21 protein-coding genes are annotated in these 24,840 nt (G+C 58.7%); 14 read left to right on the top strand and 7 right to left on the bottom strand.

Annotated elements, in window-relative coordinates; genetic code table 11:
* Nucleotides 1–335: 335 nt before the first annotated feature.
* Together D8U18_RS10340 and D8U18_RS10335 are read left to right on the top strand one after the other, a co-directional pair.
* Nucleotides 336–1,994, top strand: coding sequence for a nitrite/sulfite reductase (locus D8U18_RS10340; protein WP_131107576.1), 1,659 nt, complete (start codon nucleotides 336–338; stop codon nucleotides 1,992–1,994).
* A complete protein-coding gene (locus tag D8U18_RS10335; protein ID WP_056852825.1) occupies nucleotides 1,978–2,472 on the top strand; it encodes a DUF934 domain-containing protein in 495 nt (164 codons plus the stop codon). Before D8U18_RS10340 ends, D8U18_RS10335 begins: the two co-directional genes overlap by 17 nt.
* Nucleotides 2,473–2,531: 59 nt before the next feature.
* On the opposite strand, the gene D8U18_RS10330 is transcribed toward D8U18_RS10335, so the two are convergent.
* The 3 genes from D8U18_RS10330 to sohB form a co-directional block, all read right to left on the bottom strand.
* Complete coding sequence (locus D8U18_RS10330) at nucleotides 2,532–6,383, bottom strand: DUF6543 domain-containing protein (protein WP_131107575.1); 3,852 nt, start codon at nucleotides 6,381–6,383, stop codon at nucleotides 2,532–2,534.
* A 176-nt stretch (nucleotides 6,384–6,559) separates the two neighbouring features.
* Nucleotides 6,560–6,865 carry a hypothetical protein gene (locus D8U18_RS10325; protein WP_056852827.1) on the bottom strand — a complete coding sequence of 102 codons (306 nt, stop codon included), beginning with the start codon at nucleotides 6,863–6,865 and terminating at the stop codon, nucleotides 6,560–6,562.
* Nucleotides 6,866–7,058: 193 nt separating this feature from the next.
* Nucleotides 7,059–8,081 carry a protease SohB gene (sohB, locus tag D8U18_RS10320; protein ID WP_056852828.1) on the bottom strand — a complete coding sequence of 341 codons (1,023 nt, stop codon included), beginning with the start codon at nucleotides 8,079–8,081 and terminating at the stop codon, nucleotides 7,059–7,061.
* Between the two features lie 201 nt (nucleotides 8,082–8,282).
* Here sohB and D8U18_RS10315 point away from each other — a divergent pair, with 201 nt between their 5' ends.
* The 5 genes from D8U18_RS10315 to D8U18_RS10295 all read left to right on the top strand — a co-directional run bounded on the left by D8U18_RS10315 (nucleotide 8,283) and on the right by D8U18_RS10295 (nucleotide 12,738).
* Nucleotides 8,283–8,993, top strand: coding sequence for a histidine phosphatase family protein (locus tag D8U18_RS10315; protein WP_130907498.1), 711 nt, complete (start codon nucleotides 8,283–8,285; stop codon nucleotides 8,991–8,993).
* A gap of 79 nt (nucleotides 8,994–9,072) precedes the next feature.
* Nucleotides 9,073–9,387, top strand: coding sequence for an SCP2 sterol-binding domain-containing protein (locus D8U18_RS10310; RefSeq protein ID WP_007987439.1), 315 nt, complete (start codon nucleotides 9,073–9,075; stop codon nucleotides 9,385–9,387).
* A gap of 141 nt (nucleotides 9,388–9,528) precedes the next feature.
* Nucleotides 9,529–10,392, top strand: coding sequence for a LysR family transcriptional regulator (locus D8U18_RS10305; RefSeq protein ID WP_131107574.1), 864 nt, complete (start codon nucleotides 9,529–9,531; stop codon nucleotides 10,390–10,392).
* Between the two features lie 106 nt (nucleotides 10,393–10,498).
* A complete protein-coding gene (locus D8U18_RS10300; protein WP_131107573.1) occupies nucleotides 10,499–11,644 on the top strand; it encodes an SRPBCC family protein in 1,146 nt (381 codons plus the stop codon).
* The gene (locus D8U18_RS10295; RefSeq protein WP_131107572.1) at nucleotides 11,641–12,738 is read left to right on the top strand and encodes an SMP-30/gluconolactonase/LRE family protein; all 1,098 of its coding nucleotides are present in this window, start codon (nucleotides 11,641–11,643) and stop codon (nucleotides 12,736–12,738) included. The genes D8U18_RS10300 and D8U18_RS10295 overlap by 4 nt, the downstream gene beginning before the upstream one ends.
* A 54-nt stretch (nucleotides 12,739–12,792) precedes the next feature.
* Here D8U18_RS10295 and D8U18_RS10290 read toward each other — a convergent pair whose 3' ends face one another.
* Nucleotides 12,793–13,026, bottom strand: a complete 234-nt coding sequence (locus tag D8U18_RS10290) for a DUF465 domain-containing protein (RefSeq protein ID WP_056852833.1) — start codon at nucleotides 13,024–13,026, stop codon at nucleotides 12,793–12,795.
* 242 nt (nucleotides 13,027–13,268) lie between these two features.
* Here D8U18_RS10290 and D8U18_RS10285 point away from each other — a divergent pair, with 242 nt between their 5' ends.
* Nucleotides 13,269–13,787 (top strand): DUF4142 domain-containing protein, encoded by a 519-nt coding sequence (locus D8U18_RS10285; RefSeq protein ID WP_056852834.1) that lies wholly within the window; start codon nucleotides 13,269–13,271, stop codon nucleotides 13,785–13,787.
* Nucleotides 13,788–13,847: 60 nt separating this feature from the next.
* On the opposite strand, the gene D8U18_RS10280 is transcribed toward D8U18_RS10285, so the two are convergent.
* Complete coding sequence (locus D8U18_RS10280; RefSeq protein WP_131107571.1) at nucleotides 13,848–14,072, bottom strand: hypothetical protein; 225 nt, start codon at nucleotides 14,070–14,072, stop codon at nucleotides 13,848–13,850.
* A gap of 262 nt (nucleotides 14,073–14,334) precedes the next feature.
* Between D8U18_RS10280 and D8U18_RS10275 the strand changes: the two genes are divergently transcribed.
* From D8U18_RS10275 to D8U18_RS10250, 6 genes are read left to right on the top strand one after another with little or no spacing between them, the layout of a single operon-like run.
* Nucleotides 14,335–15,186, top strand: a complete 852-nt coding sequence (locus tag D8U18_RS10275; RefSeq protein ID WP_130903446.1) for an STAS domain-containing protein — start codon at nucleotides 14,335–14,337, stop codon at nucleotides 15,184–15,186.
* A gap of 4 nt (nucleotides 15,187–15,190) precedes the next feature.
* Nucleotides 15,191–15,553, top strand: a complete 363-nt coding sequence (locus D8U18_RS10270; RefSeq protein ID WP_056852837.1) for an STAS domain-containing protein — start codon at nucleotides 15,191–15,193, stop codon at nucleotides 15,551–15,553.
* Nucleotides 15,550–15,954, top strand: a complete 405-nt coding sequence (locus tag D8U18_RS10265) for an anti-sigma regulatory factor (RefSeq protein WP_131107570.1) — start codon at nucleotides 15,550–15,552, stop codon at nucleotides 15,952–15,954. Before D8U18_RS10270 ends, D8U18_RS10265 begins: the two co-directional genes overlap by 4 nt.
* Nucleotides 15,951–16,961: an ATP-binding protein gene (locus D8U18_RS10260; protein WP_131107579.1), complete on the top strand. Its 1,011-nt coding sequence runs from the start codon at nucleotides 15,951–15,953 to the stop codon at nucleotides 16,959–16,961. Before D8U18_RS10265 ends, D8U18_RS10260 begins: the two co-directional genes overlap by 4 nt.
* On the top strand, nucleotides 16,954–17,829 hold the full coding sequence (locus D8U18_RS10255) for an ATP-binding protein (protein ID WP_056852839.1): 876 nt from the start codon (nucleotides 16,954–16,956) through the stop codon (nucleotides 17,827–17,829). Before D8U18_RS10260 ends, D8U18_RS10255 begins: the two co-directional genes overlap by 8 nt.
* Nucleotides 17,819–19,762: a response regulator gene (locus D8U18_RS10250; RefSeq protein WP_131107569.1), complete on the top strand. Its 1,944-nt coding sequence runs from the start codon at nucleotides 17,819–17,821 to the stop codon at nucleotides 19,760–19,762. Before D8U18_RS10255 ends, D8U18_RS10250 begins: the two co-directional genes overlap by 11 nt.
* 108 nt (nucleotides 19,763–19,870) lie before the next feature.
* Here D8U18_RS10250 and D8U18_RS10245 read toward each other — a convergent pair whose 3' ends face one another.
* Both D8U18_RS10245 and D8U18_RS10240 read right to left on the bottom strand, forming a co-directional pair.
* Complete coding sequence (locus D8U18_RS10245; RefSeq protein ID WP_131107568.1) at nucleotides 19,871–22,498, bottom strand: excinuclease ABC subunit UvrA; 2,628 nt, start codon at nucleotides 22,496–22,498, stop codon at nucleotides 19,871–19,873.
* Between the two features lie 40 nt (nucleotides 22,499–22,538).
* Nucleotides 22,539–24,650, bottom strand: a complete 2,112-nt coding sequence (locus D8U18_RS10240) for a PAS domain-containing hybrid sensor histidine kinase/response regulator (RefSeq protein WP_131107567.1) — start codon at nucleotides 24,648–24,650, stop codon at nucleotides 22,539–22,541.
* Nucleotides 24,651–24,840 lie beyond the last annotated feature (190 nt).

The raw sequence follows: 24,840 nt of genomic DNA, 5'->3' as shown, positions 1-24,840 counted from the left end.
ATCGACTGTGCTGTCGCTTTTCCTTGCTTTGGTTGGGTTGCTCATTGCATCGCCTCTTGTCGGTTTTATCGGTGATTGCATAAGGACTCGACCACAGTTAAGACGATGATTGCCCGCACGACAAATGTGGGTTATCTAACAACCCTTCTCGTTAGGCGATTTGGTTCTTTATATATACTCAAACATCACTTTTGCGCATAACTGCAAACTGGTATCTTGCCCCGGCTCCATTAGGAGTGCGCGGCCGTGCGCGCAGAATTGCAGAGGCTCTTGGACTGCGGCAAGCAAAAAACGCAGCTGCATCCGAGCGACCCAAGCCTGAGAACAGGACTTATATGTACGTATACGACGAATACGATCAGCGGATCATCGAGGACCGCGTCAAGCAGTTCCGTGATCAGACCCGACGCTATCTGGCAGGTGAGCTGAGCGAAGAAGAATTCCGCCCCCTGCGCCTGCAAAATGGCCTTTACATCCAGCGTTTCGCACCGATGTTGCGAGTCGCGGTGCCTTACGGCCAGCTGACTTCGCGGCAAATGCGAATGATGGCCAAGATCGCCCGGGACTACGACAAGGGCTACGCCCATATCAGTACCCGGCAGAACGTGCAGTTCAACTGGCCGGCCGTGGAAGATATCCCGGACATCCTCGCTGAACTGGCCACCGTGCAGATGCACGCGATCCAGACCAGCGGCAACTGCCTGCGCAACGTCACCACCGACCAGTTCGCCGGTGTCGCCGCCGACGAACTCATCGACCCGCGCCCATGGTGCGAGATCGTCCGCCAGTGGACCACGTTCCACCCGGAATTCGCCTACCTGCCACGCAAATTCAAGATCGCCGTGAACGGTTCGACCTCCGACCGTGCCGCCATCGAAGTCCACGACATCGGCCTTGAGCCGGTGCACAACGCCGCTGGCGAACTGGGCTTCCGTGTGCTGGTCGGCGGTGGTTTGGGGCGTACCCCTGTGGTTGGCGCATTCATCAATGAATTCCTGCCGTGGCAAGACCTGTTGAGCTATCTCGACGCCATCCTGCGTGTCTACAACCGCTATGGCCGTCGCGACAACAAGTACAAGGCGCGGATCAAGATCCTGGTGAAAGCGCTGACGCCTGAAGTTTTCGCGCAGAAAGTCGATGCGGAAATGGAGCACCTGCGCGGTGGCCAGACCACGCTGACCGAAGCCGAAGTACATCGCGTCGCCAAACATTTCGTCGATCCAGACTACAAGTCCCTCGACAACCAGAACGCTGCCCTGGCCGAACTCGACCAGCAACACCCGGGCTTCGCCCGCTGGCGCGCGCGCAACACCCTGGCCCACAAGAAGCCGGGTTATGTTGCCGTGACCCTGTCGTTGAAGCCGACCGGCGTAGCACCGGGCGACATCACTGACAAGCAGCTGGACGCCGTGGCCGACCTGGCCGAGCGCTATAGCTTCGGTCAACTGCGCACCTCCCACGAACAGAACATCATTCTGGCCGACGTTGAACAGGACAAATTGTTCACGCTGTGGGGCGAGTTGCGCGAGAAAGGTTTCGCCACGCCGAACATCGGCCTGCTGACTGACATCATCTGCTGCCCGGGCGGCGATTTCTGCTCCCTGGCCAACGCCAAGTCGATCCCGATCGCCGAATCGATCCAGCGCCGTTTCGACGACCTGGACTACCTGTTCGATATCGGCGAACTGGACCTGAACATCTCCGGTTGCATGAACGCCTGCGGTCACCACCACGTCGGCCACATCGGCATTCTCGGGGTGGACAAGAAAGGCGAAGAGTTCTACCAGGTATCCCTGGGTGGCAGCGCCAGTCGCGATGCGAGCCTGGGCAAGATCCTCGGCCCGTCCTTCGCACAGGAAGCCATGCCTGACGTGATCGAGAAGCTGATCGACGTGTACATCGAACAACGTACCGAAGACGAGCGCTTCATCGACACTTATCAGCGTATTGGCATCGACCTCTTCAAGGAACGCGTCTATGCAGCGAATCATTAAGAACAACGCCGTCGTCGACGAAACTTGGCACCTGCTGCCCAAGGATTTCAACATCGACGAGATCACCAACTGCGATGACTACATCGTCCCGCTGCAATTGTGGCGCGAACACAGCCGTATGCTCCTGGCCCGCGACGGCGGCCTGGGTATCTGGCTGGATGCCGATGAAGAAGCCGAGGAAATCGGAGAGGACGTCGAGAGTTTCCAGGTCATCGCCTTGAACTTCCCGGCCTTCACCGATGGCCGCAACTACTCCAACGCCCGTCTGCTGCGTGACCGCTACGGTTTCAAAGGCGAATTGCGGGCGATTGGCGACGTGCTGCGCGATCAATTGTTCTACATGCACCGCTGCGGATTCGATGCATTCGCGATCCGTGCCGATAAAGACCCGTACGAAGCCCTGGAAGGTCTCAAGGACTTCTCGGTGACCTATCAGGCCGCCACCGACGAACCGCTGCCGCTGTTCCGTCGCCGTTGACCGCTGTAGCCCTGCTCCCCATCGGGAGCAGGGCTATTGGCTACCCGCCCTTGAAATCCTTATTGCTGGATCGGAATGGGTTGCCCCAACGCCGCCCAGTCCCGGTATAACTGCGCACGGCTTTCCAATGCCGTGAACACCGCGACAGGGTTATCCAGAGCGCCCGCCGGAATCGGCGTATTGCGGGTCAAGCGCTCCAGCAGTTCATCCGATGCATCCGCATCGACCAGCAGTCGCCAGACCCGTGTCTGAAGATCCAGGTAATTGACCCGGAAATCCGCGGTGAGGGTCAGGGTATTCATCGTTCCTAAAAATCGCCCACCTCCCGGCCTGAGCGCCAGGCGCTGCCAGACCTCAAGCCGAGCGTTTCGCTGCGTTCCTTCAATCCCGTTCAACCAGGCCAGCGGATCCGAATACGCGGGGCCAGGCGCACCCAGCCACAAGTTGATGCCTGTTTGCTCCCGATGCGTGACCAACCGCCGCAAGGTGTCCTCATCATCCAGCGGGTTATTCCACAGCAGCACCCGATCCCTGGCGATGGCTTGATTCAGTACGGCCTGCGGCACTCGGCGAATGCCGTTGTTGCGCAGATCCAGGGTCGTCAGGTAGGGCTGATCCATGACCCCGATGGGGCACGTGGTAATGCGGGTGTTGTTCAGATTGAGCGAACGTAGTTTGTCCATTCCCAGTATCACCGGTGGAACGCGCAACGGGTTTTCGCTCAAGTCCAGCGATTGCAGATTGGTCAGCGAGCTCAACTGCGCTGCCGTGGTTTCCTCAAAGGTCAGTTGGGTGGCACGCAGATTCAAGGTTGTCAGATGCTGCAACTGGGCAACGGCCGGTGGCAACACAGATTCCAGTTCACCATCGAGGTTGAATAACCGCAGGTCAGTGTCTTGCAGATTGAGTGTCCGCAGGTTCGCAAAACACTCCAGAAAGCCATTGAGCGTCTCTCCTTCCGTTAACTGCAACTGCTGCAGATTCAGCCCGATGACATCATTGAAACGCACGTTGAGCGCCGGCAGCCGATGGTAGTCTTCGTGGCTCATGTCCATCACGAAACCATCGACATGATTGCCTGAATAGTGGCTATGTTCCTGCGGTGCGCGTTTTTTCCAGATGGCGATCAACTCTTCGGCCAACTCGTCACGAGTCGCCGTTTCCTGGCGCATGGTATCCTGGATCATCTGTGCATTGCGCAAAGCAAGTTGCGCGTGGGTCAATCCTTCTGTTCCAGGATCGCCCATGTTCAGGAACGGGATATCCATTTCGTCGATATCCACTCCCACCTGATCGATCCAGGTATCGATGTCCATATGCAGTTGATGCATTTGCTGGCGCAACGTGTCGATGTGGCGTTGCGCACCACAGCCCAGAGGTAGCAGAACGTCATCGGCCTCACTGTCGGTGAATTCAGGATAGATCTCCCTGAGCTGCAACCTCATGATTTCGTGGGTCAATTGCGCGGCGTGGGGCGTATCCGGAAAACCTCCGCCTTTCAAGCCCTGTGCTTCGAAGGGCAAACCGGAGTCCATCCTGCCCAACCCCAGCATGAGCTCTGAACGGGGCAACGGTCGGTCACCGATCTTGAGTTTAAGTTGTTTGCCCGGGTCACTGGATATCAGCCCTAAGGCCGAGCGCTCATTCTCTGACAACAGCTCTGCAACCGCTGAGTAGACATCGGTGGTTGAAGCAGCTTGCGTGGACGGCAGATATCCCGCCTCCACCCTGATCAGGATCCGGCAATCCGGCGCTTCGAGCGGCCCGCTGCGATCCAGCAGGCGTCCGCCGATGGAAGCTTCGCGCACTTCGATGCGCAAGCCTTTGGGCCAGCCTGGCAGACGGCTCATTGAATGCAGGGCCAGGGTGTCCGACGCAGGACTGGCGATTGACTGCAGATAAAGACCTTCATAGGCCCGGTTCAAGCGCACATGCTGCTGGTATTGACGAGCCTTGCCATCGAGTTGTCTGAACAGCCACCGGGCCTGGGAAGCGTCCGGTGCCGCCGTCAAATCAACCCCATAGCGATCGAGCATCTGTTCCACAGCCCTTCTTGGCAATTCGGGATATTGTCGCTGGAACAGCTTCACCCATTCGAATTCGGACTGCTGCAGCGTCTGATAGCGCTGATTGAAAAGGTCAGCTGGTGCGGTGGATGAATGGGTTTGTGCCATGACCTCCTGATCGATGCTGAAGCGCTCAATGGTGTCCGCCAGCAACGGGGTCGGCGACCGGCCAGACTGCATCAGGCGCAGCATGTCATTGTCGACCGCACTGACCTTGCCGATCTGTGCCAGCACCTCGTCACTGAATGTGCCCGCAGGCGCGCCGACGCCCCGCAGCAGATCCACCCGTGAGGGCATTGGCCCAGGTGGCGGTGCAGGCAATGCGGTGGGTTCGGGATGGGGTCCGGTTGCGGGTTCGCGCGGTAAGTCTTGCGACGGGATCAGCTTGCCAGCCTGAGCCTCTTCGCCAATGGCCGACGTGGCATCCGCAACCAGAGGCAACGCGTTGAGCAACCCGAAGACCGTGCGGGTCACACCCTCGGAACGCTGTTCGGCCGTTTCAGCACTTACTGCCTGATCCAGGCCATAGGTCGCATCGAGCAGCCCGGCCAGGGCCAGAAAACCCTCACCGCCAGGGACGAACAATGCCAGCGGACCGAATCGGTTGACCCATTGCACAATGGGTTCGATGACCGCGTTCAAATTATCGCGATTGACCTGGGCGTCATCACGAATAGTATCGACGCTGGCCTGAGCGGCCTGCTTCATGCTCGATACCAGTTGCGCGAAAGGGTCGGTTCTCGGGGAAGCCAGGTCGAAGGCAATGTAATCATCGGGGTTCCAATAGCCATCGTCATTGAAGAAGCCGGCCTGCTTCGTCAACCGATGCTCCCTGGGGTATTGCGCCATGCCCTCCAGCGCGGTAAGTACACCGGCGTGAAAGGTGCCGTCGCTGCGATCCTCCTTGGCGAAGTGCGCAGCCAGCGCCTGCGTCGTTTCGGCGTCCCGCGCCTGGTCAACGACCCACCGGCGCAGTTGGGACGTATCGGTAAACTCGTGCAAGGGCGAAGAGTTGCCCGGGACAAACATCAACACTCTGCCGCTGGACCGCTCGCGGTAACACCAGATATCCGTTGCGGTGTATCGGTAAAGCCTGAGACGGTTTGCCTGCACATTCGAAGGCATTCGCGTCACGGCCTGCAACTGCTCGATCGTCAATGTCCCCCAGGTCTGGCCGACAGGCAAACCCGCCGCCTGCATCGCCAGCTCCAGGCCCTCTGGAGACAGGCTGTTTTCTTGCCGTTGCAGCCAGGAGGACATGACAAACGCGGCTTTGGTGGATGTTCTCAGGGCAAAAGGTTCGGCAGCCGCAATCACCTCGTCGGTGGGCCACGCTTTGTCGACATAGTCCCTGTACAAATCCTTGAAAGACAGCTGCCAGACCCATTTCTTGAAATCTGCGGGCCGCACATTGATTTGGTTCTGCGGCCCGAAGGTTTGCGGCACTGTCTGCCGATAAATACCTTCATAGGTTTTGTGATTACCGCTACCGTCATCGGCGAATTCATCGACATGCTCAACGACGCGAACGGCCGGCCCGATATCCGGCGGCGTATACAGTCCGAAAGCCGTTTCACCGAAATGCCCGTCGCCGACGGTCTGGTAATTGCTGAGCAGCACCTGAACCAGGCTTTGCGAATTCGCGACCTGTCCCTGGTAAATGCCGTCCTGTGCAGGATGGCCGCGGTAATCGTAATCGAGGGTGACAAGCAGGGCATCCTGCGGATCGATAGCCCATTTTTGCTTGATCAGATACTCGGCAAACTGGGTCGGGGTTTGTGGCAGCGTAGTGTCGACAGCGACCTTCAGCGCCTCGTACAGGGGTTGGAGAGGATACTCGTTCATTGCGCAGTCCGTTGCAGTGGAAGGATTTCACTCTAACCAATGTGAACGTTTTGCAATGTGGGAAGAAGCAGATAGCACTTGTAGGAGCGGGCTCGCCTTGACCACCGTCACCCATAAAAAAGTCTTGATGACGTTGATCATCAAGACCTTACTTGAACTTCGCTTCTAAAGAAGAGTTAAAACGCGACTTGCTGCAGTCCTCTTTTCTGAATGGCATATGCCAATGCAGCGACATCTTCAAATAACGTACCGTTCAAACTTCCCCAGTTTGCACCTACGATGAAAACCTTGAAGTCCGGCTTCGACGGACTGGGCTGATGGCGCCTGATAAGGGTGAACAGGATTTCACCATTGGATCGATGGACAACCTTGTGATCCTTTTTGGGCCGTAGATCGATAAGAAACATGGACTCTTCGGGCAATAGCTTTACAAAAAGAGCTAAGTCATCCGGATTACCATTGTATTGAGTGCTTATTTCCATTGTGCAACTTCCTTGCTGCTGATTAGGGAAAGCCGATTCTAATCAATGCACCTGACAAGTAAACGCCATTAATAAGCACAAAATATTTATTGGACTAGAGATTCTAATACTTAACTAACGCACTCAACTTTCCGCCCAAAATAAAACCGCAGCTAACGCTGCGGTTTTATTGAGTGCCGGTGTAGCTCATGCATTACCAGAATCGATTTTGTGTCAGGCGTCCCCACACGTTCATCAGCACTCGCTCAACCGAACTGCTGGCTGCCATGCCAATGCGTTCCTGCAGGCTTTTGCGTTCGGCATAGTGCAGGTGATAGAGCTCGGACTGCTTGGCACGCTCGGCCAGGTATTCGTCGCTGGTCTTGAGTTCGTCCACCAGTTGCTTGTCGAGCGCCGCGACACCCAGCCAGATTTCGCCAGTGGCGACTTCGTCGATGGCCAGTTGCGGGCGGTAGCGTGATACGAAGTTCTTGAACAATTGGTGAGTAATGTCCAGGTCTTCCTGGAACTTCTCCCGGCCCTTCTCGGTGTTTTCGCCGAACACCGTCAAGGTGCGCTTGTATTCACCGGCCGTCAGCACTTCGAAGTCGATGTCGTGTTTTTTCAGCAGGCGATTGACGTTGGGTAATTGTGCCACCACGCCGATCGAACCGAGAATCGCGAATGGTGCACTGATGATCTTCTCGCCTATGCACGCCATCATGTAGCCGCCGCTGGCTGCCACTTTGTCGATGCACACGGTCAATGGCACGCCAGCTTCACGGATACGCGCCAGCTGCGAAGATGCCAGTCCGTAGCTATGGACCATACCGCCACCGCTTTCCAGACGCAGCACCACTTCGTCTTTCGGGGTGGCGAGGGTCAGCAGTGCGGTGATTTCATGGCGCAGGCTTTCCGTGGCCGACGCCTTGATGTCACCGTCGAAATCCAGCACGAACACCCGTGGTTTGGCCTCGGGCTTTTTCTTCTGTTTTTTCTCGGTCTTGGCTTCGACCTTGCGCAAGGCCTTGAGCTGATCCTTGTCGAGCAAGGTTTGCTCCAGGCGTTCACGCAGCCCTTTGTAGAAATCATTGAGCTTGCTGACCTGTAACTGCCCGGCCGATTTACGTCGACCTTTGCTGCGCAAGGCCGCAAAACTGGCCAGGACCACCAGAATGGCGATCACCAGGGTCACAGTCTTGGCCAGAAAAATGGCGTACTCGGAAAAAAACTCCACAGGGACTCCTCAAACGATGCGCGACATCTACGCGCGCGGGATGCCTCCAGCATACCCATGCGCCAGCCTTGCGACCAGCCGTGAAACCTCTGGCAACACGGCTGGAACGAGCATTTCAAACAAGCGTATGTTTTTTCATTGACAGCTCACCGCCATCCTCATAACCTCGCCAAACCTTCAACGTACCGGGATGACGCGGACGTGGGCAGCATCTATTTGATTCGACATGGCCAGGCCTCCTTTGGTGCAGACGACTATGACGTCCTGTCGCCGACCGGTATCCGTCAGGCAGAAATCCTCGGCCAACACCTGGCCGAACTCGGTATCAGCTTCGATCGCTGCATTGCAGGCGACCTGCGTCGCCAGCAGCACACGGCCAACAGCGCCCTGGAGCAATTTGCCGCCGTAGGGCTGCCGGTTCCCATTCTCGAAACCGATTCCGCATTTAATGAATTCGATGCCGACGCAGTGATTCGCGCGCTGTTGCCCGCCATGCTGCCGGACGAACCCGAAGCCCTGAACATTTTGCGCAACGCGGCGCAAAACCGCGGCGAATTTCAGCGCATTTTCGCCCTGATCATCGAGCGCTGGCTGGCGGGCACCTACGACACGGCGGGGCTGGAAAGCTGGCTGGGTTTTGTCGAGCGTGTACAGGCCGGCCTGCACCGGATCCTCGAACAGGCCGACAACACACAGAAAATCGCCGTGTTCACCTCCGGCGGCACCATCACTGCCCTGCTCCATCTCATTACGCAAATGCCTGCCAAACAGGCTTTTGAATTGAACTGGCAAATCGTCAACACCTCGCTCAACCATTTGAAGTTTCGTGGTCGCGAGGTGGCTCTGGCTTCCTTCAACAGTCATGCGCACCTGCAACTGCTGAAGGCCCCGGAACTCATCACGTTTCGCTGAGTCCGGACTATTGTGACCCTGGCTGTAATCACCCAGCTCTAATTACCCTGCTCTATCTATCAGAAAAAAGGATCAAACCATGACCTCCGTAGCAGATGCAGTACAAGCAATGAAAGCCAAGTTCAACCCAGCCGCTGCTGCCGGTCTGGACCTGGTCTTCGGTTTCCGCATCGACGACACCAAGAACTTTTCGCTGATCGTCAAGGACCAGACCTGCGAACTGCAGGAAGGCGAGAACCCGGACGCCCAGGTCACTCTGGTGATGGACGGCGAAACCCTGGAAGGCATCGTCAGCGGTGAAACCGACGGCATGCAAGCGTTCATGGGCGGCAAACTGCGCGCTGAAGGCGACATGATGCTGGCGATGAAACTGTCCGAGCTGTTCCCAAGCTAAGCAAGTCGCTCCCGGCTTTTCGGGAGCACGCCTGGCTACAAACGAATCCCGCCCTGGTGGCGGGATTTGTCGTTTTCGGTGCCTGTAGCCTGCGCACAATTACGCTCTTACAATGCCTGCACTCTTCGCACCGGCCGCCCCATGGACATCGACCTAGCCCGCACCTTCCTGGAAATCGTCCGCCACGGCAGCCTTGCCGCAGCCGCCGAAAAACTTCACGTCACCCAGACCGCAATCACCGCCCGAGTGCAGAAACTCGAAAGCCAATTGGGCAGCACCCTGTTCGTGCGCAATCGCGCCGGCGCCCGGTTGACGCCCAATGGCGAAGCCTTCGTGGTGTACGCCAACCAACTGGTGGAAACCTGGGCAGCGGCGCGGCGCGATCTACCATTGCCCGAGGGTTACCACGATGTGTTGCATATCGGCGGAGAGGTCAGCCTGTGCAACCCGCTGATGCTCAGTTGGGCCGCTGAACTGCGGGAAAAAATTCCCGGCCACGCCCTGCGCATGGAGATTCGTGATGGCGAAAACCTGCTGCGGCAGCTGGAACTCGGTGTGCTGGATGCAGCGCTGGTCTATCAACCCGAGTACTGGCCGCGTCTGCAAGTCGAGCAGATTCTCGAAGAAAAACTCATCCTCGTCCGCCATCCTGCGCGTCCTGCCCCTTACGTGTATATCGATTGGGGTCCGGACTTCCGGCGCCAGCACGATGCGGCGTTACCGGAGAAAGCCAAGGCTGCGCTGAGCTTCAATCTTGGCCCGCTGGCCTTGCAATACATTCTGGAAAACGGCGGCAGTGGCTATTTCCGCACCCGCGTCGTGCAGAGCTATCTGGAAAGCGGCGTGCTGGAGTCCGTCGCGAAAGCCCCGGAATTCAGTTATCCCACCTACCTGGTCTACTCCCGCGATCGCGACTCGGAAACCCTGCAACAGGCTTTCGATCTACTGCGCGAAGTGATCAAGTCCGATGACGACTGGTCGCAACGCTGGAACCCGCTGACGTGAGTCCGGTTTGCACCGGATCATGGCCGTTGTGTCCTCAAGGTTCGGCGGGACAACCTGTCGAAATCGTCTAATCTGCTGGAGATAATAAAAACGACAGGTGATTGCAGTGAGGCAGACCACCGAAGCATTCCGCAGCCGCTACCGCGCCGACATCCACCCCCGCTACAACCCTTGGTTACATGGCATTTTTGTATTGTTGTTCGGCATGCTGGCCATCGCCATGTTCTGGACTAGCGTGCACCAGGTGCGCCCGCTGCAATGGCTGGCGGTGCCGTTGACCCTGCTGGCGTTCAGCTTTGGCGTTTACATCGTGCATCGGCATCTGGGGCATCACAAAAAAGCCTTCGCAAGGATGTTCTATGCCCGCCATGCCGGCGACCATCACAGCTTCTTCGCCCCCGGGCACATGACTTACGACAACGCCCGCGACTGGCGGGTGATCCTGTTTCCCGCATGGCTGATCGTGTTACACACACTGGTGATCACCCTGCCCCTCTGGTGGCTGCTCAAGCAATTTGACGCCAACGTCGCCGGCCTGGTGGGCGGGTGCATGGTCCTCGGTTATCTCACGTATGAAGTGTTTCATGCCTGCGAACATTTGCCGCCGCACAATCCGCTGACACGCCTGCCGTGGATTCGTCAGATGCGTCGCCTGCATGAACTGCACCATCGCCGCGAGATGATGCAGGAGCGAAATTTCAACATTGTTTTTCCGTTGATGGATTACCTGTTCGGCACCCTTTACTGGGAACCGGAGCAGGCCTCCCCGTACCTGACGAGAACAGCCATGACCCGCATGCAGCACCAGATCGAAATTGCCGGCAATCCCATCGAGGTTCTCGCCTACGCCAGCACCGTGAGCCTCTGGCCGCAGTGGCATCCATCATCGTTGAAGATCAATGGCCAGAAAGGTTCGTTGCATGCCGGCGCCCGGTTCGAAGAAGACATCCGTGCCGGTGGCCGCGACGGGCATTTGCGTTGGGTGGTCGACGAGTATCTGCCGGGACGGCGTTGGATTGCCCGGGCTGATGGCGACCATGGACTGTCGCTGGTGGTGACTTACGAATGCGAGGCCCAAGGCGACAGCACGCGGTTTGTCCGCACGCTGGAGTATCAATTCAGTGGTCTGGCGATGCGCATTGCCAATCGGTTGCTGCTCAAGCGGCGAATAGATCACGAGTCGGCGGCGTCGATGCTGGCTTTGCGCGAGATGGCACAAAAGCACTTGGCACAATCAGGAGTCGGCGCGTGAGTCGATCGATCAGGTTCCACCATTGGGTGTTGCTGCTGATTGTTGCCATTGGCGGGTTCCTGCTGCTGATGCCAACCAAGGTGCAACCGGTGGCCTGGACGCCGTCACCTGCTCCGCCCCTCACCGCAGGTGTCTACGCCGACAATCAGCGCCTCAAAGGCATCGAGCGCGTGGGCGCAGTGGACATCGACGGCCCGGAAGCACTGCTGCTGGAAAATGATGCACTGATCAGCGGTTTGCATGACGGCCGCGTCATCCGCACCAGCCTGGATGGCAAGATCACCAAAATGCTCGCCGATACCGGCGGCCGACCATTGGGGCTGGCCCGCCATCCAAATGGCTTGCTGGTCATCGCTGATGCGGTCAAAGGCTTGCTGTCGCTCGATGCGCAAGGTCGACTGGTGGCGTTGACCACCGAGGCCAACGGCGTGCCCTTTGGTTTCACTGACGACGTGGTCATCGACAAACCGGGGCACTTTGCTTATTTCAGCGATGCTTCCAGCCGCTTTGGCTATGGCAAGGATGGCGAGGATGGCGAGGCAATCATCGAGCATGGTGGCGACGGTCGATTGCTGCGTTATGACTTTCAGACCGGTAAAACTTCGGTCCTGTTGGACAAACTGGAGTTCGCCAACGGCGTGACGTTGGGTCCCGAAGATGCCTACGTTCTGGTCAATGAAACGGGCGCCTATCGCATCAGCCGCTATTGGTTGACCGGACCGAACGCCGGTACCCACGAGATATTCATCGACAACCTGCCGGGCTTGCCGGACAACCTGTCATTCAATGGCCGCGACCGCTTCTGGGTGGCGCTGTATGCACCGCGCAACGCTCTGCTCGATGCCACCGCACCTCACCCGTATTTGCGCAAGATGATCGTGCGAGCCATGACCATACTGCCCAAACCCGTGGAAAAACGTGGTTTTGTGCTGGGTCTGGATCTGCAAGGCAAGGTCATCGCCAACCTGCAGGACGGCAGCAGCGGCAACTACTCTCCGATTACCACGGTGCGCGAGTATGGAGACTGGTTGTATTTCGGTTCGCTGAAGGCCAGGAACATGGCGCGCTTGCCCTTGAGCAGCGCATTGCAATAACGCCGGAACAATGCGGGAGCGAGCAACCTCGCTCCTGCAACTCTTAAATCGTGATCAGGTCCGCGACTGCAGCTGTCTGACGATTTTGTCCTTGACCTCCAGGCGCTTGGCCTTGAGCTTCGTCACCGCATCATCGCTGGATTTGGCTTGCTCGGCCTTCACCACCTCGGCGTCTGCCAGGGAATACTTGTTGATCAGTGAATCCAGTAACGGATCCTTGGTGCGTTTCTGCTGGATTTCTTCCTTTGTGCAACTCAGATCCTGAAAAAGGTCGTGTGGCACCGGCATGGAACACCTCCGTTTGTTAATCGGCAGCGAACGCGACTGATTGCGCTCGCCAACTATCAGAATGGCCTTGCTTGGACGGTTCTGTCGACCACCTGTCAGACCAGCGGCGTCCGTTCGTCGTCCTGTCGCAAATGCGATAAAACCTTTGCCGGTAAATCCGCCTCCACAGCTTAACGATCACTGCGGATCGCCCATCAAACCTGCCCTTGAAACCTGACCTTGAAACCAAGCGGAGAAAACCAATGGACGGATTCAAAATGCGCCACCTCGCCCTGGTCGTAGCCCTGAGCACCAGCATGGGCGCAGCATTCGCTGCCACTTCCAATGATTTCGTCGACAAAGCCGCAGCGGGTGGTATTGCCGAAATCGAAACCAGCCGACTGGCGCTGGAAAAAAGCCAATCGGCGGACGTCAAGGCATTCGCCAACATGATGATCACCGATCATGGCAAGGCCAATGACGAACTGGCGGCCATCGCGAAGAAAAACGACATTGAAGTGCCAGACGAAACCACCTTGGTAAAGCAGGCCAAGGAAAAAATCCTCGACATGCGCGATGAATCGTTCGATGCGGCCTACGCAAACAATCAGGTCAAAGCCCACGAAGAAACCATCGAACTATTCAAGAAAGAAGCAAATACAGTAACGGATGACAAAACCAAAGGCGCCGTCGAACTCAAAGGCTTCGCCCAGAAAATGTTGCCGGGACTGCAAAAACACCTGGACATGGCGAAGAAACTGCAAGCTGCGCATGCCAAGTAAATGATCGCAGCGCAAAAAAGAAAGCCGCACGTTAGATGCGGCTTTCTTTATTTGCGGATTTCAGCCGCCATCGGTGTCGATATCGGCATCGGTGTCATCGCTGGGTTTTGGGCGGTCCGGGTTGGGTTTGAAGCCCGGGCTGAACTCATTGTCGTTATCGGTATGGCGGTTTTTCTGGTCAACCGCGTCATCGCCGCTTTGCGGCTGCGGGGTGTTTTCCACGGGTTCGCCAAGGTTGTCGCTTTGCGGTCGATCCTTTTGCGGCGTTATCGAATGGTCTTTCATGGTTACGTCCTCGTCACTGCATCCGCGCGGCCAGACTCAATAGCCGAGCCTTGAAGTTTCGAAGTCGGCTGAGCTTCAGGGTTCCTTCGGAGCACTGATTCTCCGTGAAAAACTACCGAAACGGCCTTCGCCGACTAAAGTCCATGTGCCGAAATGAAAAAAAGCCCTGGAAAACCAACAACTATTTCATCCGGCAAAGGTCATTCAACTGCGCCGGTCATTTTTTGGGGAGTCGGCGCTTAAACTCAAGGAGTCAAGTCTCATGGCGGCACTGCAATCCACCACGCTCGATGCAATGAAAAAGAACTCGGCACAATTGCTTGCCCAATGGACAAACGACCTCGAAACCAGTGGTGCCACACGCAATCTCAAAGTCCAGGACTTGCAGCAGCAAACGTCGCAATTCCTCGAGCTGATCATCTCGGGCCTGCAGAGCGGCAACACCCAGAATATCGCCGCCCCGGGCTGGGACGACATTCGCCAGTTTCTCGAAAAACTCTCCCATAGCCGTGCCCTGCTGGGCCACGACTCTCAGCAGACCGCCAGTTTTATCTTCGCCTTGAAAGGGCCGTTGTTTGCCCTGCTGCAAAACCACTATCAGGACAGTCCGGCGCTATTGGCCGAACAGCTTCTGGAAGTCTCCGAACTGCTCGACGCCCTGGGCCTGCACACTATCCGCACCTTCCAGAAATCCCGCGAGGCGGTGATCAAGCGTCAGCAGGAAGAACTGCTGGAACTGTCGACGCCGGTGGTCAAGCTCTGGGATGGCGTATTGGCGCTGCCGATGATCGGCACCCTGGATTCGCAACGCACTCAGGTGGTCATGGAATCGCTGTTGCAGCGAATCGTCGACACCGGTTCGGAAATTGCCATTATCGACATCACGGGTGTGCCCACCGTCGATACGCTGGTGGCGCAACACCTGCTCAAAACTGTCACGGCGATTCGCCTGATGGGCGCCGATTGCATCATCAGTGGTGTGCGTCCGCAGATTGCCCAGACCATCGTGCACCTGGGCCTGGACCTGCAAGGCGTAGTGACCAAAGCCAATCTGGCCGATGCCCTGAAACTGGCACTGACCCGGTTGGGAATGACCATCAGCAAGGCGGTGTGAGCTTATGGAGCGCATCCCGATATTACAAATGGGCGACTTCTTGCTGGTGACCATTCAGGTCGACATGCACGACCAGTTGGCGCTGACGCTTCAGGACGACTTGTCCGAGCGGATCAGCCGCACTTCCGCCCGGGGCGTACTGATCGACATCTCCGCCCTGGACATGGTCGATTCCTTTATCGGCCGGATGATCGGGACGATTTCCGGTCTCTCGAAAATCATGGATGCCCAGACCGTGCTGGTCGGCATGCAACCGGCGGTGGCGATCACCCTGGTGGAACTGGGCCTGACCTTGCCCGGCGTCAGCACCGCGCTGAATGTCGAACGCGGGATGAAACTGCTTCAGGAACGAGTACGTGAACAATGATCGTACGCAGCAGCGGCACTCATCCGATTCACATCGAGCAGGACGTGGTCCTGGCTCGGCAACTGACACGCAAGCTGGCCCAGGAATGCGGCATGCGCCTTATCGACCTGACCAAACTGGTGACCGCTGTCAGCGAACTGGCGCGTAACACCATGGTGTACGGCGGAGGCGGCGACATGGATTGGCAGATCCTCGACGACCAGGCCCGTTGCGGCCTGCGCCTGGTTTTTCACGACGAAGGCCCCGGCATTCCCGACATCAAGCTGGCAATGACCGATGGCTGGACCTCCGGCAGTGGTCTTGGACTGGGCCTGACCGGCGCCAAGCGGCTGGTCAACGAGTTCGAACTCGACACCGCGCCTGGCCAGGGCACTCGCGTGACGATCACGCGATGGACTTGAATATTGGCGGATCGATGACCCAGGTGCTGGTGATCGAAGATAGCAGTCAGATCGGGCACGCACGGCGCACCGCCCAACAACTCGCCGAAAAACATGACTTCGACAGTACCGATGCAGGTCGTGTAGCACTGGTGGCGACCGAGCTTGCCAGCAACATTCTCAAACATGCCACCCATGGCGAGCTGCACCTGCGGGTATTACCCCGCGAGAAGAGTGCCGGCATTGAAATGATCGCAATAGACCGCGCCAGAGGCTTTGACCTGCAAGCGTGCCTGGCCGATGGTTTCTCCACCGGCGGCACTCAGGGCATCGGGCTGGGCGCCGTTTCGCGTCAGACAGAAGTCTTCGACGTGTATGCAGACTCACGCGGCACCGTGCTGCTGACGCGCTTGTATCCACGCCAGGACAAGACGGCTGATCGCCGCGTCGGCATCAGCCAGCACTCGTTGCACAACGATCCGGCCTGCGGCGATGTCTGGCACCTGGCCTTCGACGGGCCACGCATCAGCGCGCTGGTGATCGATGGTCTGGGCCATGGCGAAGAAGCCGAACGAGCCGCCCGCGCCGGCGAAAAAACCTTCGCACTGGCGCCATTTGCTTCGCCGGTACTGGCGCTGCAAGAGATGCATCTGGCCATGGTCGGTACTCGCGGCGGTGCAATGGCCATTGCGCAGTTCGATGCTGGCAACGATGCGTTGAAATTCGTCGGCATCGGCAATATCGGCGCCTGTCTGATTGCAGCGGACAAGTCTCGCGGACTGGCCTCTCATCCCGGCATCGTCGGCGGCCAGTATCGAAAGGCACAAGCCTTTGACTATGCTCAGGTCAACGGACAGTTGCTGATCATGTACAGCGACGGCCTGCAGTCGCGCTGGAACCTGCAGGATTACCCCGGCCTGGTGCATCGCCATCCCGCCGTGATTGCCGCGATTTTGCACCGCGACTTCTGCCGTGGACGGGACGACGTCACGGTATTGGTCATTGCTCTGGAGGCCGCTCATGCCTGACGCACCTGCGACTCAGATTGACGAACAAGCAGCACTGATCGCCCAGTTGCAGGGGGAAGCCGATGCCCTGCGCGCCGAACTCGATGAAACCAACCAGGGTGTGCTGGCGCTGTACGCGGAACTCGACACCCAGGCCGAACAATTGCGTCAGGCCTCGGATTTAAAAAGTCGCTTTCTGTCGTACATGAGCCATGAGTTTCGCACCCCATTGGGCTCGATCCTGAGCATCGCCAGTCTGTTGACCGATGAACTCGATGGCCCTTTGAGCGCCGAGCAACACAAGCAAGTGGCATTCGTCAGCAATTCTGCGCGCGAGCTGAGCGATATGGTCGACGACCTGCTGGATCTGGCGAAGATAGAAGCCGGACGCATCACCATATCGCCGGCCTGGTTCGATATGTTCGACCTGTTCGCCGCCCTGCGCGGCATGTTTCGACCGATTGTCGACGCGACCGCCGTGGACCTGATATTCGAAGAACCGGTGGGACTGCCGCGCCTGTACACCGATGACAAGAAACTCGCGCAGATCCTGCGCAATTTCATCGCCAACTCGCTGAAATTCACCACCCATGGCGAAGTCCGGGTCTCGGCACGCCTTGAAAACAGCTCCCACGTGCGTTTTGCCGTCAGCGACACCGGAATAGGTATCGCTCCGGAGCTACATGGCGCATTGTTCGAAGACTTTTCCCAGGTCGATTCACCGCTGCAAAAGCGCCTGCGCGGAACCGGGCTCGGGCTGTCCCTGTGCAAACGCTTCGCCGGTTTGCTGGGCGGCGAAGTCGGCGTCCAGAGTACGCCAGGCACGGGCTCGACCTTTTACGTGATCATCCCGCTGGCGATCGCCACGGAGTCCACCGATGAAACGTGACCTTCGCTTATTGATTGTCGACGACAATGTCGCCACCCGCTACGCCCTGCGTCGACGCCTTGAGCGTCATGGCTATGAAGTGCTCGAAGCCGGCACCGGCAACGAAGGCCTGGAGTTGATCGACAGCGTCAACTTCGATGCATTGATTCTCGACGTCAATCTGCCGGACATGAGCGGGTTCGACATCGTGCGCAAACTGCGCTCCGACCCCGCGACCGCCCTGCTTCCGGTGATCCACGTATCAGCCGCCTCGATCCAGACCGGGGACATCATCACCGGCCTGGACGCGGGCGCCGATGCCTACCTGATCCATCCAGTAGACCCGGACGTGCTGCTGGCGACGCTGCGCACCTTGTTGCGGGTGCGCGAAACCGAGAATGCGCTACGCGAAAGCGAGGCGCGTTTTCGCGAGATCTTCGTCAACGTGTCGGCGCCTATCGCGGTGCTGGATGCCGGGCTGAAGATCCATGAGTGCAACCATGCCTTTGCCCAACTGACCGTGGACAACCTCGCGTCCGATACACTTCACGAGTGCTTCGCCGACGATCAGGCCTCGATCATCAACGAACTGCGTCTGCGGCTGTCATACGGCGAACGCTGGAAAGGCACCCTGAACATGCGCGTGCAGGGCCAGATCCGTGAAACCGAGTGGCAGATTTCGCCGTATCGCACACCGCAACTGAGCCTGGTGTTTGTCGAGGATGTCACCGAGCACCGCCACCGCGAACGCTCACATCTGGCACGGCTGGACGACGCCACCACCCAGTTGGCCAAGGAAGTGGCGGAACGCGTGCGCACCGAGGCGCAGTTGTTGCAGGTGCAGAAAATGGATGCGCTGGGCAAATTGACCGGCGGTATTGCCCACGACTTCAACAATTTGCTCACCGGCATCATCACCAGTCTGGAACTGATCCAGAAGCGTGTGGCCGATTCACGCACCGACAAGGTCCAGTTCTACACCGAAGCGGCGTTGAACTCGGCGATGAGTGCGGCTTCCCTGACCCATCGCCTGCTGGCATTTGCCCGGCAGCAACCGCTCGATACAAGGCCAGTGGACATCAACGAGCACATCCGCTCCCTTGAGGAACTGCTGGTGCGCACCATCGGCGAACGCATTGCCTTGAAGCTTGAGCTGACGAGCAAAGCGGCGATTGCCCTGGTCGACCCGATCCAGCTGGAAAGTGCCGTCCTCAATCTGGTAATCAACGCGCGCGATGCTCTGCCACAGGGTGGCAACATCTGGGTCAATACGTATGCGGCGTATTCCCACGGAGATCCCAGCCTCGCCGATGGCGCGTATGTCGCCTTGTCCGTGCGTGACGACGGCACCGGCATTGACCACAGCGTGATCGACAAGGTGTTCGATCCGTTCTTCACCACCAAACCGCTGGGCCAGGGGACCGGGCTCGGATTGTCGACCATCTACGGTTTCGCCAGGCAATCCGGTGGCGATGCACACATTCGCAGCGTGGCCCGGCGCGGCACCGAAGTGACCATCATGCTGCCGGCCAGCTCCGACCCTACCTCCAATGAAATCCTGCCCACTACCGTCGACCCGCAAGGGGCCGGCGAACACATACTGATCGTCGAGGACACTCCGTCGGTTCGCATGTTCGTCGCCGAGGTTTTGGTGGACGCCGGTTATCGCTGCACGCAGGTTGCCGAGATCGAGGAAGCCCTGGAGCGCTTGCAGAATGATCAATCCATTGACTTGTTGCTCACCGACGTCGGCCTGCCACGCATGACCGGTCGGGAGTTGGCCGATGTTGCCCGTGGATGGCGCAGTACCTTGCCGATCCTGTTCATGACCGGCTACGCTGAAACCGCAATCAACCGCCAGGTGTTCCTCGGTGACGGCATGGACATGCTGATCAAGCCGTTCCAGATCAAGGAATTGCTGGACAAGGTGCGGCGTACGATAGACGGCGCCTGATGACCTTCAAACCCTGTAGGCGATGGGCGTCAACGGTAACGTGCCCTGTCTGAATGATCGTGGTGTCGGGAGATTTTTCGCCAGCAGGCGGGCTGCCACAGGGATTGATCACAAGGCACGCGCCAAAAACGGCGCTGTCCGGCTCTTTTTGTTCTTCGCGACTTTCTGCGGCGTCCCTGCCACGACAATCTTGCCGCCCTGATCTCCGGCTCCCGGTCCGATATCGATCACCCAGTCACTCTGCGCGACCACACGCATTTCATGTTCGACAACGATCACCGTATGCCCGGCCGTCACCAGGTTGTTCAACTGTTCCAGCAGGCGATCGACGTCCCGCGGGTGCAGGCCGGTGGTCGGTTCATCGAGCACGTACAGCGTCGCCCCGCGTTGATTGCGCTGCAACTCGGTGGCCAGTTTGATCCGCTGCGCTTCGCCGCCTGACAGTTCAGTGGCCGGTTGGCCGAGACGCAGATAACCGAGGCCGATGTCGCGCAGCACTTCCAGTGAGCGTCGAATTGCAGCTTGCTCGGCGAATACTTCCACCGCCTCGTCCACGGTCAATTGCAGCACCTGGGCAATATTGCGGCCCTGCCAACCGATCGCCAGCGTTTGCGGGTTGTAGCGCGCACCATGGCACGTCGGGCAAGGCGCATAGACGCTGGGCATGAACAGCAACTCAACGCTGACAAAACCTTCGCCTTCACAGGTTGGGCAACGGCCCTTGGCGACGTTGAACGAAAACTGCCCGGCGTCGTAACCCGCCGCCTGAGCCTCAGGTGTGGCGGCGAAGAGCTTGCGCACGTTGTCGAACAGCCCGGTGTAGGTCGCAAGGTTGGAGCGTGGTGTGCGCCCAATGGGTTTCTGATCGACTTGCACCAGTCGCTTGATCGAATCCAGGCCTGCGCTGACCTGCCCGCCACTGACTTGCGGCGCGTCGTCTTCCAGGCTCAGTTCTTGCGGATCATGGTCGACCGTTGGGCGTCCCAGGTGCGCGCCGACCAGTTCCAGCAGCGCCTGGCTGACCAGACTGGATTTGCCAGACCCTGAGACACCGGTGACCGCGGTGAAGCAACCCAATGGAAACTCAACACTGAGGTCGTTGAGGTTATTGCGCGTGATGCCCTCCAGGCGCAGCCAGTCGCTGGGCTTGCGGCTGGCTTGCGATTGGCGGGTTTTGTCGGCGAACAGATACGCACGGGTTTGCGAGTCAGCAACATCGGCCAAGCCGGCCGGCGCGCCGCTGTACAGCACGCGACCGCCAAGCTCACCCGCGGCCGGGCCAACATCGATCAACCAGTCGGCGCGACGCATGGTTTCCAGATCGTGCTCGACCACAAATAACGTATTGCCCGCCGCTTTCAAGCGTTGCAGCGCCTCGAACAGCGCCTCGCCATCCGCTGGATGCAGGCCCGCAGAGGGCTCATCCAGCACGTAGATCACACCGAACAGTTGTGAGCCCAGTTGCGTCGCCAGGCGCAAACGCTGCAATTCACCCGAAGACAGCGTCGGCGTACTGCGCTCCAGCGCCAGATAACCAAGCCCCAGATCGGTCAGGGTGCTGACCCGTTCCAGCAGATCCTGGGCGATCCTTTGTGCAGCCAGGCGTTTCTCCACCGACAGGTTTGGCGTGTGGCGCACATCCGGGGCGTTGGCATGGCCGCTGGCCCCGTGGGCCACGCGTTGTTCCCGGGCCTGGCGGGTCTGGTCGTGAGTCAGCACTTCCCCTGCCTCCTCGCCTTCTTCCAGGTAGTGTTGGGCTGCCACCGGCTTGAGCACTTCAGCGACTTGCAACAAGGGCATCTGCGACAGTTCGCCGATGTCGTAGCCGGCGAAGGTCACCGACAACGCCTCGCGCTTGAGGCGTTTGCCTTCACACAAAGGGCAAGGGCTGCCGAGCATGAATTGCGAAACACGCTTCTTCATCAGCGCACTTTGCGAGTGGGTAAACGTGTGCAGGATGTAGCGCCGCGCGCCGGTGAAGGTGCCCTGGTAACTCGGCTCCATTTTGCGCTTGAGGGCGACCCGGGTTTCTTCCGGCGTAAGCCCGGCATACACCGGCACCGTAGGCGTTTCTTCAGTGAAGAGAATCCAGTCGCGCTGTTTTTTCGGCAGCTTGCGCCAGGGAATATCGACGTCATAGCCCATGGTCACCAGGATGTCCCGCAGGTTCTGACCCTGCCATGCCAACGGCCAGGACGCCACGGCACGCTGGCGGATGGTCAGGTTCGGGTCCGGCACCATCAGCGCTTCGGTGACTTCATAGACCCGGCCCAGCCCATGGCACTCAGGGCAGGCGCCTTGCGGTGTATTCGGGGAAAAGTCTTCGGCATACAGCATCGGTTGCCCTGCCGGGTAGCTGCCGGCACGGGAATACAACATGCGGATCAGGCTCGACAGCGTCGTTACGCTGCCCACCGAAGAACGTGTACTCGGCGTGCCCCGTTGCTGCTGCAAGGCGACGGCGGGCGGCAAGCCTTCGATGGAGTCCACGTCCGGCACGCCGACCTGATCGATCAACCGCCGCGCATACGGCGCCACCGATTCGAAATAACGCCGTTGCGCTTCGGCATACAACGTCGAAAACGCCAGTGACGACTTGCCCGATCCGGACACGCCGGTGAACACGACCAAGGCATCGCGCGGGATATCGACGTCGACGTTCTTGAGATTGTGTTCCCGGGCGCCGCGCACCCTGACCATGCCGGATTTTGGGTTGGAGGTGCGCGTTGAAGTCATCGGGTAGCCTTGAAAAGTAAGGTCGCGAAAAAATGGAGTGTCAGCCGTTGAGGACCATGCGAATCATCCGGGTCAACGCATCCGGGCTGTAGGGTTTGCTCAGCAGATGGGTATCGGGGCTGAGCTGGTGATTGCGCGAGATGATGTCACGGGTATGCCCCGAGGTGAACAGCACGGCCACCGGAGGATTTTGCACCTTGGCCCAGGCGGCCAGGTCCGAACTCTTGATCAGGCCAGGCATGACTACATCGGTAAAAATCAGATCCACCGATACGCCCTCCAACAGCATTTGCATGGCGACATCGGCGTTCGCAGCGGTCAGCACCTCATAGCCCTCCTCTCGCAGCAATTCCACCGACGAAGCACGCACCGCGTCGTTGTCTTCCACCACCAGCACCCGCTCGTGTCCGCCCCGCTGCTGCACGTCCGGCGTGCTGCTTTCGCTGTCCATCGGACGCAGGCTGCGCGGAAAATAAAGGGCCACCCGTGTGCCCTGGCCGACGACGCTGGACATCTCGATATGGCCGCCACTCTGCTTGACGAAACCGAACACCATGCTCAGCCCCAACCCCGTTCCCTGTCCGTCGGGCTTGGTGGTGAAAAACGGTTCAAATGCCTGGGCGAGCACCTGCGGCGCCATGCCGCCCCCGGTGTCGGCCACGCTGACTTGTACATAGTCACCGGGCACGATGCCTTTGCCGGTACAGAATTCATGGTCCAGGCGAATGTTGTCGGCGCTCAACTCGATCGTCCCCTCGCCTTTCATTGCGTCGCGGGCATTGATCACCAGGTTGAGAATGGCGTTTTCCAACTGATTGCGGTCGACAAAAACCCGCCAAGGCTCAGCGGGCGCGGTCATATGCACCAGGATGGTTTCGCCCAACGCACGCTGCAACAATTCGCCAAGGCCGTCAAAAATCTGCTGCGGCGTAAAAATTGCCGGGGAAAGCGGTTGACGACGGGCGAAGGCCAACAGCTGCGAAGACAATTTTGCACCGCGCTCGACAGCGGCAAGCGAGGAATTGACCCGACGTTGCACGTTGACGTTGTCCGGTTCGTGGCGCGCCAGTAAATGCAGGTTGCCGGCGATCACCTGCAACAGGTTATTGAAGTCGTGGGCCACGCCACCGGTGAGACCGCCAATGGCTTCGAGCTTCTGCGACTGGCGCAACTGCTCCTCCGCCACCAGCCGCGCTTCGACTTCATAGGCCACGCGCTGCTCCAGATCCCGGGTGAACTTGAGCAAGGATTCTTCGGCGATCTTGCGTTCGTGAATGTCGATCAGCACACCGGGAAAACGCAAGGGCTGATCCTGTTCATCGAACTCGCAACAACCGCTGGCCAACACCCACAGGAAACTGCCGTCAGGACGCAACACCCGGTATTCGGCGTTGAAAGGCGAGCCGGTCTGCATCGATTGTTTGACTTGTTCCTGAACCCAGGCGAGATCGTCGGGATGGATGCGCGCTTCGGCAATTTCCTGCGGCAGGTTGTCCAGGCTCTGCCCGGCAGGATAGGAAAAGGTGCGGGCAAAGCGATCATCGCCACTCAACACGTTGGACTTGATGTCCCAGACAAATGAGCCGAGCAAGGCTCCGGCATTGAGTGCCAGACGTACCCGTTCGTTGTCGGCGCGATAGGCATTTTCCGCGGCTTGGCGCAGACGCTCGGAAATCACCAACTCGGTGGTTTCCACCACCATGGCCATGACCCCGCCGGGGCAACCGTCATCGTTGGCGACCGGGCTGTAATAGAGATCCAGCCAGACGTCTTCAGGCACACCGTCGCGCAGCAATACCAGTTCCTTGTTGCGATAGGACAAGGTGCCGCCCGCCAGGCAGGTATCGACCACGTGCCGATTGAATTCGGCAACTTCCGGCCAGCCCAACTCCACCGGTGACCCCAACAGATACGGATGACGCCCGCCGGCAAACTGCGAATAGGCGTCGTTGTAGATCATGTAGCCTGGCCGGCCCCAAAGCATCACCATCGGCAATGGCGAAGCAAGCATCAATTGCACCGTGCCGCTCAGGCTTTTGGACCAGTTTTCGATCGCGCCCAACTCGGTCCCGCTCCAGTCGAACGTACGAATGCGCTCGGCCATTTCGCCGTTCCAGCCAGAACACCCATGGCTATCTTCTAGAAATTGCATAGGCTGACTCTACGCCCCGGTTACTGCACCCGATTGTTTCGAGCATCGTGCGCGCCATTCGTTTCATAGAGGTATAGCTGATTCTCACGGGCCAACCTCCGGCCCGCAAACGCCTCAGTCCCTGTAGGAGCCAGCCTGCTGGCGAAAAATCTCAAGACACTGCGATCAATCAGTCAGGGAACGTTATCGT

This window comes from Pseudomonas sp. Sample_10 (assembly GCF_004321495.1).
Classification (GTDB): domain Bacteria; phylum Pseudomonadota; class Gammaproteobacteria; order Pseudomonadales; family Pseudomonadaceae; genus Aquipseudomonas.
Note: the sequence above shows the minus strand (reverse complement) of the source record. Positions and strands in the feature narration are given on the sequence as shown.

What these genes read in the sequence shown, in the direction of transcription:
- D8U18_RS10340 (WP_131107576.1), top strand. Translation starts at nt 336, where the DNA reads ATGTACGTATACGACGAATACGATCAGCGGATCATCGAGGACCGCGTC.
- D8U18_RS10335 (WP_056852825.1), top strand. Translation starts at nt 1,978, where the DNA reads ATGCAGCGAATCATTAAGAACAACGCCGTCGTCGACGAAACTTGGCAC.
- D8U18_RS10330 (WP_131107575.1), bottom strand. Translation starts at nt 6,383, where the DNA reads ATGAACGAGTATCCTCTCCAACCCCTGTACGAGGCGCTGAAGGTCGCT.
- D8U18_RS10325 (WP_056852827.1), bottom strand. Translation starts at nt 6,865, where the DNA reads ATGGAAATAAGCACTCAATACAATGGTAATCCGGATGACTTAGCTCTT.
- D8U18_RS10310 (WP_007987439.1), top strand. Translation starts at nt 9,073, where the DNA reads ATGACCTCCGTAGCAGATGCAGTACAAGCAATGAAAGCCAAGTTCAAC.
- D8U18_RS10305 (WP_131107574.1), top strand. Translation starts at nt 9,529, where the DNA reads ATGGACATCGACCTAGCCCGCACCTTCCTGGAAATCGTCCGCCACGGC.
- D8U18_RS10290 (WP_056852833.1), bottom strand. Translation starts at nt 13,026, where the DNA reads ATGCCGGTGCCACACGACCTTTTTCAGGATCTGAGTTGCACAAAGGAA.
- D8U18_RS10285 (WP_056852834.1), top strand. Translation starts at nt 13,269, where the DNA reads ATGGACGGATTCAAAATGCGCCACCTCGCCCTGGTCGTAGCCCTGAGC.
- D8U18_RS10280 (WP_131107571.1), bottom strand. Translation starts at nt 14,072, where the DNA reads ATGAAAGACCATTCGATAACGCCGCAAAAGGATCGACCGCAAAGCGAC.
- D8U18_RS10275 (WP_130903446.1), top strand. Translation starts at nt 14,335, where the DNA reads ATGGCGGCACTGCAATCCACCACGCTCGATGCAATGAAAAAGAACTCG.
- D8U18_RS10270 (WP_056852837.1), top strand. Translation starts at nt 15,191, where the DNA reads ATGGAGCGCATCCCGATATTACAAATGGGCGACTTCTTGCTGGTGACC.
- D8U18_RS10265 (WP_131107570.1), top strand. Translation starts at nt 15,550, where the DNA reads ATGATCGTACGCAGCAGCGGCACTCATCCGATTCACATCGAGCAGGAC.
- D8U18_RS10255 (WP_056852839.1), top strand. Translation starts at nt 16,954, where the DNA reads ATGCCTGACGCACCTGCGACTCAGATTGACGAACAAGCAGCACTGATC.
- D8U18_RS10250 (WP_131107569.1), top strand. Translation starts at nt 17,819, where the DNA reads ATGAAACGTGACCTTCGCTTATTGATTGTCGACGACAATGTCGCCACC.
- D8U18_RS10245 (WP_131107568.1), bottom strand. Translation starts at nt 22,498, where the DNA reads ATGACTTCAACGCGCACCTCCAACCCAAAATCCGGCATGGTCAGGGTG.
- D8U18_RS10240 (WP_131107567.1), bottom strand. Translation starts at nt 24,650, where the DNA reads ATGCAATTTCTAGAAGATAGCCATGGGTGTTCTGGCTGGAACGGCGAA.